General features: G+C 31.5%; 13 protein-coding genes and 1 other RNA gene. 10 read left to right on the top strand and 4 right to left on the bottom strand.

Annotation, left to right across the window (positions count from 1 at the left end; translation table 11 throughout):
• The first annotated feature begins 62 nt into the window (after positions 1-62).
• From coxB to HOH73_01325, 7 genes are all read left to right on the top strand, one after another.
• A complete protein-coding gene (coxB, locus tag HOH73_01355; protein MBT5827511.1) occupies positions 63-878 on the top strand; it encodes a cytochrome c oxidase subunit II in 816 nt (271 codons plus the stop codon).
• A 20-nt stretch (positions 879-898) separates the two neighbouring features.
• On the top strand, positions 899-2,464 hold the full coding sequence (gene ctaD, locus HOH73_01350; protein MBT5827510.1) for a cytochrome c oxidase subunit I: 1,566 nt from the start codon (positions 899-901) through the stop codon (positions 2,462-2,464).
• Positions 2,465-2,467: 3 nt separating this feature from the next.
• Positions 2,468-3,334, top strand: a complete 867-nt coding sequence (locus HOH73_01345) for a protoheme IX farnesyltransferase (GenBank protein MBT5827509.1) — start codon at positions 2,468-2,470, stop codon at positions 3,332-3,334.
• Positions 3,335-3,375: 41 nt separating this feature from the next.
• An RNA gene (gene rnpB / locus HOH73_01340) (RNase P RNA component class A) lies at positions 3,376-3,707 on the top strand.
• Between the two features lie 14 nt (positions 3,708-3,721).
• Entirely contained in the window at positions 3,722-4,498 is a 777-nt protein-coding gene (gene pgeF / locus HOH73_01335; GenBank protein ID MBT5827508.1) for a peptidoglycan editing factor PgeF, read from the top strand.
• Positions 4,499-4,569: 71 nt separating this feature from the next.
• On the top strand, positions 4,570-5,700 hold the full coding sequence (locus tag HOH73_01330) for a hypothetical protein (GenBank protein MBT5827507.1): 1,131 nt from the start codon (positions 4,570-4,572) through the stop codon (positions 5,698-5,700).
• A 613-nt stretch (positions 5,701-6,313) separates the two neighbouring features.
• A complete protein-coding gene (locus HOH73_01325) occupies positions 6,314-7,405 on the top strand; it encodes a hypothetical protein (protein ID MBT5827506.1) in 1,092 nt (363 codons plus the stop codon).
• Between the two features lie 132 nt (positions 7,406-7,537).
• Here HOH73_01325 and HOH73_01320 read toward each other — a convergent pair whose 3' ends face one another.
• Positions 7,538-8,413 carry a LysR family transcriptional regulator gene (locus HOH73_01320; protein MBT5827505.1) on the bottom strand — a complete coding sequence of 292 codons (876 nt, stop codon included), beginning with the start codon at positions 8,411-8,413 and terminating at the stop codon, positions 7,538-7,540.
• A 93-nt stretch (positions 8,414-8,506) separates the two neighbouring features.
• Between HOH73_01320 and HOH73_01315 the strand changes: the two genes are divergently transcribed.
• The gene (locus HOH73_01315; protein ID MBT5827504.1) at positions 8,507-9,046 is read left to right on the top strand and encodes a peroxiredoxin; all 540 of its coding nucleotides are present in this window, start codon (positions 8,507-8,509) and stop codon (positions 9,044-9,046) included.
• Between the two features lie 62 nt (positions 9,047-9,108).
• Positions 9,109-9,621, top strand: a complete 513-nt coding sequence (locus tag HOH73_01310; protein ID MBT5827503.1) for an alkyl hydroperoxide reductase — start codon at positions 9,109-9,111, stop codon at positions 9,619-9,621.
• Between the two features lie 27 nt (positions 9,622-9,648).
• On the opposite strand, the gene HOH73_01305 is transcribed toward HOH73_01310, so the two are convergent.
• A complete protein-coding gene (locus HOH73_01305; protein ID MBT5827502.1) occupies positions 9,649-9,990 on the bottom strand; it encodes a hypothetical protein in 342 nt (113 codons plus the stop codon).
• Here HOH73_01305 and HOH73_01300 point away from each other — a divergent pair.
• On the top strand, positions 9,971-10,789 hold the full coding sequence (locus tag HOH73_01300) for a M23 family metallopeptidase (GenBank protein MBT5827501.1): 819 nt from the start codon (positions 9,971-9,973) through the stop codon (positions 10,787-10,789). The genes HOH73_01305 and HOH73_01300 overlap by 20 nt on opposite strands.
• Before the next feature lie 196 nt (positions 10,790-10,985).
• On the opposite strand, the gene alaS is transcribed toward HOH73_01300, so the two are convergent.
• Both alaS and HOH73_01290 read right to left on the bottom strand, forming a co-directional pair.
• Positions 10,986-13,583, bottom strand: a complete 2,598-nt coding sequence (alaS, locus tag HOH73_01295) for an alanine--tRNA ligase (GenBank protein ID MBT5827500.1) — start codon at positions 13,581-13,583, stop codon at positions 10,986-10,988.
• A partial coding sequence (locus tag HOH73_01290; GenBank protein ID MBT5827499.1) for a histidinol-phosphate transaminase occupies positions 13,576-13,771 on the bottom strand: 196 nt, incomplete at its 5' end. The genes alaS and HOH73_01290, both read right to left, overlap by 8 nt.

Genomic DNA, 13,771 nt, shown 5'->3' with positions numbered 1-13,771 from the left:
ATTTAGCTCTTGAATATTAAGCTATTTAATACTAAAAATATTGTAACTTTTATAATGATTGTATGAAATTACTTACACTTATTTTTGCTAACTTGCTTTTAATCTTAAATCCAGCTAGCGCAACTGGGATAGCAGAAAATTGGCAGTTAGGTTTTCAAAGAGCTATATCTCCAACAGCTAGGGCTGCGCATGAAACTCATGATTACATTATGTTATTATTGTGGATTGTGGTTATTTTTGTTTTATTACTTTTGGTTGTTACATGTATTAAATTTAGAGCAAAAAACAATCCTACCCCATCTACCACCTCACATAACACGATTATTGAGATAATTTGGATTTTAGTTCCGGCCTTAATTCTTATTGCTATTGCTATTCCATCCTTAAAATTAATTTATTATCAGGAAACAATTCCAGAATCTGAAATGACACTTAAAGTTGTGGGTAGACAGTGGTATTGGAGTTACGAATATCCAGATAATAACGACATATCTTTTGATAGCTACATGAAAAAAGAAGAAGATCTTTTAGCAGGTGAGCCAAGACTATTAACCACTGACAACAAAGTATATTTACCAATAGAAACTAACATAAGAATACAAATTACAGCATCAGATGTAATTCATTCTTTCGCAGTGCCTGCATTAGGCGTTAAAATGGATGCTGTACCAGGACGTCTTAATGAAACCTGGGTATATATAGAGGAAGCAGGAACTTATTATGGTCAATGTTCTGAATTATGTGGTATATTACACGCTTTTATGCCTATTCAAATAATTGCAGTACCAAAAGATGAGTTTAAATTATGGACAGAGAAAGCAAAAGAAGAGTTTTCTTACAAATTAGATTTAAACACATTAAAATTAGCAACAAAATAAATAATTACTAAAGGTATTATATGTCAGATCACACTCCAACCGGAATTAAAAGATGGATTTTTTCAACAAGTAACAAAGACATTGGGGTAATGTACCTAATATTTGCAATCTTTGCAGGTTTAGTTGGCGCATTATTCTCCGTAGGAATGAGAGCAGAGCTTATGTATCCTGGCGACCAAATTTTCAATGGTAATTACCAATTATACAATGTCTTTATCACAGCTCACGCATTTATAATGGTATTTTTCATGATTATGCCGGCTTTAACAGGTGGTTTTGGTAATTATTTCGTGCCTTTAATGATTGGTGCCCCTGACATGGCTTTCCCAAGACTAAATAATATTAGTTTTTGGTTATTATTTTTCTCTTTTATAATGTTAATGGCTTCTGCTTTTGTAGATGGTGGAGCTGGAACGGGCTGGACGGTTTATCCACCATTAAGCTCTAGTTTAGGACACCCGGGCATGGCAGTTGATATGGCTATTTTTTCATTACATTTAGCCGGTGCATCATCAATTTTGGGCGCAGTTAATTTTATTGCAACTATTTTTAATATGAGAGCACCAGGTATGACTTTATTTAAAATGCCTTTATTTGTCTGGTCTATATTAATTACTGCATTCTTACTAATATTAGCTTTACCTGTTTTAGGTGGTGCTATCACGATGTTATTGACTGACAGAAATTTTGGTACACAATTTTTTAATCCAGCAGGTGGAGGAGACCCTGTATTATACCAGCACTTATTTTGGTTTTTTGGTCACCCTGAAGTATATATTGTAATACTTCCTGGCTTTGGTATTGTAAGTCATATTATTTCCACCTTTTCACGCAAACCTATTTTTGGTTACACGGGAATGGTAGTTGCGATGGCTGCTATAGGAATTGTTGGCTTTGTGGTCTGGGCTCACCATATGTTCTCAGTTGGTTTAAGTATGAATACTAGAGCATATTTTACTGCCGCTACAATGATTATTGCACTGCCTACTGGTATAAAAATCTTTAGTTGGATCGCAACTATGTGGGGTGGTTCAATAATATTCACTACACCTATGTTATATTCAATTGGCTTTTTATTTCTATTTACAGTGGGAGGTATAACTGGCGTTGTATTATCCAGTGCTGGTGTAGATATTTTAATGCATGATACTTATTATGTGGTAGCTCATTTTCATTATACTATGTCTCTTGGGGCCTTATTTATAGCATTTGCTGGTTTTTATTATTGGATTCCAAAAATTTGCGGTCGCTTATATAATGAAACTTATGGTCAAATCCAGTTTTGGTTAATGTTTGTTGGAGTTAATCTAACTTTCTTTCCACAGCATTTTTTAGGGTTATCTGGTATGCCAAGAAGATATGCTGATTACCCAGATGCTTATGCTGGTTGGAATTATGTCTCTTCTGTAGGTTCTTATATCTCATTTGCCGGGGCTTTATTTTTTATCTATGTGATATATCACACCTTAAAAAAAGGAAAGCCAGCTGGTGATAACCCATGGGGTAAACATGCTAATACCTTAGAGTGGACTTTATCATCCCCTCCTCCATTTCATAGTTTTGAGAATCAACCGGTTATAAAGTAATTTATGCATAAGTTTGCAACCATCAAAGATTATTACAGCCTCTTAAAACCAGGTGTAATGAGTTTAATTGTCTTTACTGGTATTGCCGGTTTTATTGTGGCCGAGGGTGATAAAAACATCTACTTAATGAGTATAACTTTACTTGCTATATCTTTAGCTAGTGGTGGTGCGGCTGCATTAAACATGTGGTATGATAATGATATTGACAAAATCATGACCCGTACTAAAAACCGTCCTTTGCCTTTAGGAAAAATCTTGCCAGATGATGCTTTAGCATATGGTATAATTTTATGTATAATTGCTCTAATTTTAATTTTTTTATCAAGTAATTTGCTTAGTGCTGCAATCTTACTAATAGCCATTTCATTTTACGTTTTTATTTATACTATTTGGCTAAAAAGAAGAACCTCGCAAAATATTGTTATTGGTGGAGCTGCAGGTGCCTTCCCTCCATTAATTAGCTATGTTTCGGTCACTAACGTAATTTCTTTGGAAGCTATTTTAATGTTTTCGATTATTTTCTTATGGACTCCGCCTCATTTCTGGGCTTTAGCTCTATATCGAAATGAAGATTACAAAAAAGCAAATATACCAATGTTGCCTGTAGTAAAAGGAGTTGCAAAAACTTTGAATCAAATTGTGCTATATAGTATTCTAATGATCTCAAGCACTTATGTTCTGTATTTTTATAGTGCCAAGTTAGAAATTATTTATTTATCTGCAACGTCCTTAGCTAATGTTATTTTTATTTATTACTTAGTTAAGTTAGTTAAAAAGCCTAATAAAAAAACTAGCATTAAAACTTTTATCTATTCTATATTTTATTTATTTATTATTTTTGGTGCCATAATAATAGATGCTTTTATGTAAGTAGTTTGCTTGACTAAATTACTAAAGAGCTTAGTTTAATTTTAGGCAATATTACAGCTGCTAGATTTTCTAGAGGAAAGTCCGGACTCCACAGAGAATGGTGCTTGGTAACGCCAAGCTGAGTAATCAAGGGAAAGTGCCACAGAAAATACACCGCCTATTTATAGGTAAGGTTGAAATGGTGAGGTAAGAGCTCACCGGTTTTTTGGTAACAAAAAACGCATGGTAAACCCCACCAGGAGCAAGACCAAATAGAAATAACTATAGGTTCTCTGACCTGTTATTTGGGTAGGTTGCATGAATTAACTAGTGATAGTTAATCAAGATGAATAGCTGTTTTACACAGAATCCGGCTTATATATTGCCTTTTTTAAGCTTTTTTGAATTATGGTCCAAATTGTTACAAGCAAAATATTTGCTAAATTCCCTCATATAAAGCATGGTTACTTCACGCGCAAGGGTGGTGTGAGTGATGGAGATTATACATCTTTAAATTTTGGCTATAATAGTGGTGATTTAAAGGAAAACATTGAAAAAAACTATCAAATCGCCGCAAAATACTTAAATATTCCTGTAGCTAACATAATTACTTTAATCCAAACTCATTCTGATATTATCCATGAATATAAGCAAAATAACATAATAAAAGCTAATGCTGTAGCAGGAGATGCAGTTTTCACCTTGGAGAAAAATATAGCTATGTCGGTACTCACAGCAGATTGTTTACCTATTTTGATTTATGCTAGTGATTTAGATGTGATTTCTGCAATACATGCAGGCTGGCGAGGTGCATTTTCAGGTATTATTAATAAATTTATAGAGCAAATTTTACAACAAGGGGCAAAAGCTAAAAACATATATATAGCGTTAATGCCCTCAATTTGCCAAGCTTCATATGAAGTAGATATTAATTTTTATAATAATTTCATGTGGCAAAATCCAGAAAATATAGATTGTTTTAAAAAAACTACTAACCATAAATTTTTATTCAACTTAAGATTATATGCTAAAAACATATTACAATCATATAAAATCACTAATATAGATGATATTAATCTAGATACTTATAGTAACAATAATAAGTGTTTTTCACATAGAAAATTTACACATGGTAATCAGCTATCTACTGGTAGAAACCTTAGCTTTATTATAAAAACAAATTAAAAGCAGTTATTACATTGATAAGAGTCTTTTTTTATGCTATAATGCATGACTAACATAAAAAAGAGAGTATTATGAGAGAAGAAAAAGCAACTATTATCACAGATGAAATATATAAAAGGTTACGTGCTGATACATATTTAAAATCTATATTAGACAAGCCAGCAAAACATTTCTCAGCTACTAGTGAAGCAGCTTACGAATCTCCGAAGCAAAGCAGAACTTTAGGTCAAGCTGAACAAAGACATTCTTCACCACATAGGCAAAGAAGTGCTGCAGCTGAACAAACATATTCTTCACCACATAGGCAAAGAAGTACTGCAGCTGAACAAACATATTCTTCACCACATAGGCAAAGAAGTACTGCAGCTGAACAAACATATTCTTCACCACATAGGCAAAGAAGTGCTGCAGCTGAACAAAGATATTCTTCACCATCTAGATCAAGTTCTAGTACTACTAATATTAGAGGTGAATTGGAAGAATTGTTTCAAGGTTGGGTAGCTAAAAACCAAACTGAGTGTGGTTTGTATTTGAGTGATGAACCAGAAAGTAGGCTACAAATGATCCTTGAATGTTCTAGAGCGCAACTTCGCATTTCACACCCTAGTAAGTTGAAAATTATTGGCACTGACGAATCTAGGCTATACATAACTAGCGATAATAACTTTGTTGTTAATGGTACGCCTTTAAGAAATTCTACTTATATATATGTTTGGACTAAAGATGGCATATCTGTAGCCCCATCTTCTCTCGGGTCAAGTGTTAATATGCAAATGATACGACATACATCTCTGGCATTTGGTCAACCAGTTTTATGCGCAGGTGAGATCACTTTTTATGATGGTGTTATAACAGAAGTAAATAATTGCAGTGGTCACTATAGGCCATCTGTACAACATTTAGCAAATTTTAGTAATTATTTAGAAAAATTTGAAAATATTACATTCACATATGCTGAAAGTTATCAAAGGGGTGATGGTAAAACAATACTTGATAGAACTATAACGGCAGAAGTTATTGAGGATTTAAAAGATATTCCTGTTTGTCAACATACAACTCAACCAGAGACTTCGCACAGCACTGCTTTTCTTACATTTAAAGATTCTGGTCAACCTCAAGAAGATTTAGGACAATTCACTGGTTCATTTTTAAGGAAAAAGCAAAGAATAGAGCAAGATCCAAAATCCTTACAACGCTCTTAATTATTAATTTCTTGTGCCAATTAGAGGATATAAAAAAACAAAATAGTGTAATTTATTAAAATAACTAAAATCAAATTCTGTTAAACCAAGAAATTTAAACTCTTAATTTATCATCAAATGAGATAACTAGCTAAAAACATTTTATATATTAGTAAATTTCAGCTTGATATCTAACATTAACTATATAGCTGATTTTAAGAAGAAAAATTATGAAGTAAAATTGCAAAGCTAATTATCCTCTATAAATATTTTTAGCTGCCTTAGATTTTTGTAATTAAAACAATCAATAACTGGTAACTTTACTATATGGTTAAGTTATGGGTATGTCTTTAATCTAAAAATATCTTTTTCTAAAAGATATTTTAGTATGATATTTTTTTAGAATAATTATTTTTTAATTATGTCAGAACAGATAGAAATAGTAACCTTAGAAAAATATTAAAATATAATTCCTAAACCTTATATTTAAGACACTTCTCTCAAATAAAACGAAGCAATGCAATTGGTCAAAAATCCACTTTTATATGCAAAATAATTATGTTTTACATCTTTTTTCCTTGCACCCACATAGAAATCATGCTATTATATAGCATAACTATTTTAAGAGAGATGTATGAGACACAATATAATTGATGATAAGATTTATGCAAGATTAGTTGCTGACACTGAATTAAAAGATGCATATGCAGAAAAAAGCTTCCCAGTTCCTGGTGGCTCACCACAAAAAAACAAAGAATTTCCAAGTCAATATACTCTAGAAAGAATATTCTCTAGATGGTCAGGACCAGCTAATCATTATCATGCTGGTTTATTTATATCTGAAAATGAAGATGATAAATTAGCATTATTGATAGAATGTATAAAGATGGAGTATAATTTATCATATCCTCCCAAATTACTCAAATATGATTTACCTAAATGTAAACTACATACTATGGAAAATGGTACGCTAACATATTCTGATGGAAAAAAATTAAATGATAATACATATATTTACATTTGGCTTGAAAATGGAGTTCATCTAGTACCAGCAATGAAAAAAAGCTTGCAACAAGAAATTCAGAGACATACATCACTTGGCTATGGCATGAGAGTTCTATGTGCAGGTGAATTAAGAATTAAATCTGGAGCTCTAACATATGTTGATAATTCTAGTGGGCATTATAGACCAGAAGAACAAAATTTATTGAATTTTGCACATTTTTTATCAAGCCAAGGATTTGATGGTGTAGATTATAAATGTATTGCTAGTCTAGATGAATATTCTAATCCTATATTTAAGGAACTAAATTTAGCTATACAACCCACACAGGATGTATTACTACAAGCAGAAAAAATCCCCAAAGCTGGCATGCAGCTTGAGGAAGCTACTGGCTCTGGAAAGCGAGCTCCTCTGCTTGCCATGGCAAAGGGCAAAAGACAAGCTTTAGCTGCATCATCTAGCAGTAGTTCAGCAGGAGGTCCTTCAATCGTACGATCAGTTAGTTTTACAGATTTAGCTGCTTATTCACCAGCTAGACCTGAATCTAGCAGTAGTCAAGCAGGAGGTGCTGAAGAAAGAGGTCCTTCAACCGTACGATCAGGTCATTTTATAGATTTATTGGCTGATTCAGCAGCTAGATCAGCAACAGCCCTGCCTATTAGTCATGTGGCTCAGTGTATGAGGGGAAGCTCAACTTCAAATTCTTTTAACATGGGTAAATAAATATAAATTTATCATAATTTTACAAATATAATAAACTCAAATAGTTAATTATTTGAGTTTATTTGATTAGGTAACATAAGTTATTTTGCTTAACTAGCAAAATACCACAAGCACTATTTACAAATAATATTTCTAGAATTTTGTTAGCTCTTTTATTATTTTGTTAATTTCTTCTAATAAAGCTAATTTAGCAGAGCCTTTTCTGTAGCAAATTGCAATATCTCTATAAGGGTTAATATCTGTAAAGCTTAAATATTTAAGTTTGGCATTTTTATCTAAGGCTATCTCTGGAATAAAAGTAACGCCAGCATCGACTGCAACCATCTGCCTTAAAGTCTCTAAGCTAGATCCACTAAAATCATGCTTTGTATTATTTACGAAAGGGCAAAACTCTAACGCCTGATCTCTTAAACAATGACCCTCCTCTAATAATAAAATCTTAGTCAAATCTAAATCTGTTTTTTGCACTGTTTTTCTCATTGCAAGTTTATTAGTTTTTGCAACGGCTAAATAAAATCTGTCGCGAAATAATTTTTCAGTAAAAAAAATATCCGCTATTACTGGTAGAGCTAAAAAAGCAATATCTAGCTTTCCTTCTACTAAATGATTAATTAGATTTTCTGTTTTTTCTTCTTTTAAAAAAAATTGTAATTTGGGAAATTGTAAGGCTAACTCAGGTAAAATAATAGGAAATAAATATGGTGCTAGAGTTGGAAAGGCACCTAATTTTATTTCACCTGACAAATGATTAGCCGAATATTTAGCTATTTCCTTAATATTATCTACTTTATGTAAAATAGATTTCGCCTGCTCAATAATCTTGTAACCAATATCTGTTGTAATAACTTTTTTATTATTGCGCTCAAAAATCTTAATATTCAATTCAGCCTCAAGCTTATTTACTTGCATACTTAATGCAGGCTGAGAAACATTAGCTACTTCTGCAGCTTTTGCAAAATGCTTATATTTATCTATTAAAATTATATAATGTAAATCTCGTATGTTCATAAGTAATGCTTATTAAGATAATAAGAACAATATATTTTGATTATAACTTTCTTTAGCCTATAAGTAAAATAATAATTAATTTATGAGGTAATCATGTTAGCAGTAGGAGATCAATTTCCTGAATTTAATTTAACCGCAGTAACTGGTAATGAAATCAGTAATGCTTTTACAGATGTGTCTAATGAATCCTACAAGGGTAAATGGCAAGTTGTGTTTTTCTGGCCAAAAGATTTTACTTTTGTATGTCCAACAGAAATTGCAGAATTTGGTAATTTAGATTCTGAATTTAAAGCAAGAGATGCACAAGTTTTAGGTGTTAGTACCGATTCTGAGTTTGTTCATTTAGCATGGAAAAATGATAAAGCTGAATTAAAAGATTTACCATTTCCTATGGTATCTGACATAAAAAGAGAATTATGTGCAAATCTAGGTATCTTAGATCAAGAGGCAGGTGTCGCACAAAGAGCAACATATATTATTGATCCAGATGGAATTATCCGTTTTGTAATGGTTACAGATTTAAGTGTTGGTAGAAATGTAAATGAAGTTCTTAGAGTTTTAGATGCACTTCAAACTGATGAATTATGTCCATGTAACTGGAACAAAGGTGAAGAAGTATTAAAAGTAGGTTAAACTATTAAATTACAGAGTAGCAATTTTATTGCTACTCACACAAACATAAATATGAGGTGTTCATGACTATAGAATTAAAAAATTATGCAAATGATATCAAGCTAAATCTTAGCTCCATTTTAAGGGAAGATAGTAATAACCCACTGACAAGAAAACAAACTTTAGCTATCGCACTTGCTTGTGCTTATAGCACTAAAAACCAAATAGTTATAGAATTTATTAAAGAGCAAGTTGGTAATACTTTATCAAGCGCAGAAATTGAAGCAACCAAAGGTGCAGCTTCTGTTATGTCTATGAATAATATATATTATCGCTTTGTACATCTTGCAAGTAACAAAGAATATCAACAAATGCCAGCTAAATTGCGTATGAATATAATTAATAATCATGGTATTGATAAGGTTGATTTTGAACTATATTCTTTAGCTGTATCAGCTATAAATGGTTGTGGTATGTGTATTGATGCTCATGTTGCACAATTAGAAAAAGCTAATGTTAGTAAGAATGCAATACAAGACACTGTTAGAATTGCAGCAATTATAAATGCGGCGGCAACAGCTGTTACAATAAATTAAAATATGTGAGCAACTAAATGCTCACCTCTATTTATCTTCTTCTATATTAATAATATTTTCTCTAAATATCTCTCTGCAAGCAGAGTTTTTTTGATCAAAGCAAAGTCCTTCGCCGCAATCACATGACCATTTTAAGGCCATAGTGCAAATTCTTAGCTCTCGGTTATAACTACTGCAGAAATCTGCGCAGCCATTATTAAATCTTTGCCAACTGGCACCAATATTTTTGCAAAATTCTTGATTTATAATGATCTCCATGTTTTGCTTATCTTTTATTTGCTCTGCATAGCTGTTATTAAGACTAAAACTTAATAAACAAAATGTAAAAATTAAATAATAATTTATTACAATGAAAAATTTTTTACTCATAATTTTAATTATATTGCCAAATTACTTATCTGCCAAGAGTAAATGTAGTAAAAAATTATGTTTGGACCTTAATATAGTAAATAAATCATTAAATATCGTGATCCAAAATAACTATCCCCATCAAATATCACTGCAACTTAATTTAGAGCCAAATGATGTTGTAGACTTAACTAGCCCACAAAATTTAATTATCAAAGCAAGCTCAACCAAAAAATTAAAATTATCTTTATATAACATAAATAAACTAACTGAACTGCAAGCTTCCTATAAATGGATGTTTGGAAATTATGAAGCTACTAACACATATATTTATCATTTACCATATGCGCAAAATAAATCATACCTGGTTGGACAAGGTAATAATGGTGAGTTTACTCATAAAGATAAGCATAAATACGCTATAGATTGGAATATGGATATTGGCAGCAATATTCATGCAGCAAGAAGTGGCTTTGTAGTAAAGTTAGAAAATAATTATAAAGAATCAGGTAATAGTGAAGAATTTCTTGGAAAATCAAACTATATAAAAATATTGCATGATGATGGCACTAGCGCAACTTATGCGCATATAAAATTTAATGGTACATTAGTTAAAATTAACGAAAGAGTTAGTCAAGGTGAACTAATTGCGTATTCTGGTAATACTGGATATTCATCTGGCCCACATTTACATTTTCATGTTTCTAAGCCAAAAATTACTAAGAATAATATTATTGAAGAAACTATTTTAGTCGAATTCCAAAATTGCCAAGCAAAAAAATTCATTCCCGAAACTGGTAAGAAATATCCTAATTGCTAAGCAATATTAGTTAACAATATCCAAGGTTTAATCTGTCTATCCGTTTACTAACTAATATAATGCACCTAATGCGTCTGGCACAATGTATCTGGTACTAAGATTATTAGCCTTATATTATAACTTTATTATAAAAAATCTAAATTATGAGAACATATTATTCATAGTTTTAGCTAAAATAACATAGTCATGCTCAATATCAAAATATCTCATCTAATGTTAAAGCACTAATATTAGATGTGTCTGGCGCGCCTCCTTGCGCTAAGTCTGCTTTACCACCGCCACCTTTACCTCCTAATTTTGCTACTATTTTTTGTACTATCGAAACAGCATTATATTTATCTATGTCACCTGAGAAAACCATGATACCAGCTTTTTCATTACATGAGGTAACTAAAATAATTAAATCAAAATCTTGATCCCTAAATTTAAATAATAATTCTCTAGTATTTTTACTATCAATATCATTTATTTTTTTAAAGAGGATCTTACTATCATTGCTCTTAATTATCTCATGATCAGCTATCTTTATTGCTTTTTCTTGCTGTAACTTAGCTATTTGTTTTTCTAAAGACTTTTTATTTGTTTGTAATGTTTGAATATTTTTAAGTAATTCATTTTTAGGCGCTTTTACTAAATTTGCAGCATTAGTTATAATATCTTCATAGTTATATATATGCTCAAATATTTTTTCACCTGTAATTGCTTCTATTCTTCTAACTCCCGATGCTATAGAACTTTCATTAATAATTTTAAAAATTGCTATATCTCCAGTATATTCAACATGTGTGCCACCACATAATTCCTTTGAATAAAAATTATTATCTTTTTTACCCATAGTTAAAACTCTTACTTTTTCTGCATATTTCTCACCAAATAAAGCCATAGCACCAGCTTCTTTAGCCATATCAATATCCATTAGCTCTGTTTTTACTTGATTATTTTGCCTGATAATCTCATTAACCCTTATTTCAACTTTTCTTATCTCTGATATAGTGAGTTGTTTATGATGCGTAAAATCAAATCTTAATATATCAGCTCCAACATAAGAGCCTTTCTGCGCTACATGTTTGCCTAAAATCTCTTGTAGCGCTTTGTGCATTAAATGTGTTGCAGAATGATTAGACTTAATTTTATTTCTTCTTTCCTGATCTATAATTAACTCACATGTATCATTAACTTTAATTTCACCTGATTTTAATTCTACTAAATGGCCTATTAAATTTTGTGCTATTTTTTGTGTATCATATACTTCAAGTAAAGAATTATTAGTTTTAATAATTCCCAAATCTCCTAACTGTCCACCTGATTCTGCATAAAAAGGTGTTTTATCTGTGATGATAATAGCTTTACCTGATTTTAACAAATCTTGCTTTTGTTCATCTATAATTATCGCCTTAATATGTGCTTTATCTTTTACATTCTGATAACCTGTAAATTCGGAAGCACCTATTTGATTATTTAATTTAAACCAAAAATCATTATCCTGACTTGCACCACTTCCCTTCCAGTTATTTTTACCTCTAGTTTTCTGCTCAAGCATTAACTGCTCAAAGCGTGTTCCATCTATTGTTAAGTTTTTATTTCTCAAAATATCTGCTGTTAAATCATATGGAAAACCATAAGTGTCATATAGCTTAAAGGTTATATCACCAGAAAATAACTTTCCGGATGATTTTCTACTCAATTCTTCTGACAATATTTTTAAACCTCTAGTTAAAGTTTTGCCAAATTGTTCTTCTTCTTTAGCTATAGTGTTAAAAATCAAATCTGAAGCTTCATTTAACTCTGTAAAATGATTACCCATCCTATTTTGCAAACTACTAAATAACTCAGATAACAAAGGGCCCTGATAGCCTAATTGATGTACATGACGCATTGCCCGCCTCATTATACGCCTTAAAACATAACCCCTACCCTCATTATCTGGTAGCACTCCATCTGCAATTAAAAAGCTCGCAGAACGCAAATGGTCTGTTATCACACGATGTGAAACTATATCTTGATCATTCCTAGAAATTTTCATTGATTCATTTATAATGTCTTGAAATAAATCCACTTCAAAATTATTATTCTTGCCCTGCATTATTGCAGTAATACGCTCTAAACCCATACCTGTATCTATAGAGGGTTTTGGCAGTTTTATTTTACTACCATCTGCTTTTTTTTCATATTGCATAAATACAAGATTCCAAATTTCAACAAAGCGATCTCCTTCATCTCCTTCACCAGGAGGAAAACCAGCTAAGTGATCACCATGATCATAAAAAATTTCTGAACATGGGCCACATGGACCAGTGTCTCCCATAGACCAAAAGTTATCATTAGTAGAGATTCTTTTAATTTTATGTTCTGCTAAACCTGAAATTTTACGCCATAATGCAAAAGCTTCATCATCATCATGGTAAATAGTAACAATAAGCCTATCTTTGGGTAATGCTAAAATTTTAGTTATAAACTCCCATGCATAAAAAATTGCTTCTTCCTTAAAATAATCTCCAAAAGAAAAATTTCCAAGCATTTCAAAAAATGTGTGATGTCTTGCTGTGTAACCCACATTTTCTAAATCATTATGCTTACCACCCGCTCGCACACATTTTTGCGAAGAAACAACCCGTTTAAATTTAGGCTCTTCAACTGCGGTAAAATAATTTTTAAATGGCACCATACCCGCATTAACAAACATAAGGCTAGGGTCATTATGGGGAATCAGCGGGGCTGATTTGATTATCTCATGATTATTTTGCGCGAAATAGTCTAAAAATGCGCCTCTTATTTCCGAAAGTTTTTTAGTCATCTTCTGTTAAAAACTGCTTTAATTTATTAATAAATAATTGGTTTTCTATTTTTGTGCCAATTGAAACTCTTACTTTTGTAGGTAAATTATATGCTTTTACTTGTCTAATATATATATTTGAATCTTTAAGGTACGTAGTTAATTTATCTGCTCTTTCTTCGCTATTTAATTCAATTAAAATAAAATTA

The organism is Alphaproteobacteria bacterium (assembly GCA_018667735.1).
In the GTDB taxonomy this organism is placed as follows: domain Bacteria; phylum Pseudomonadota; class Alphaproteobacteria; order Rickettsiales; family JABIRX01; genus JABIRX01.
This window is presented reverse-complemented; position numbering and strand designations above follow the sequence as displayed.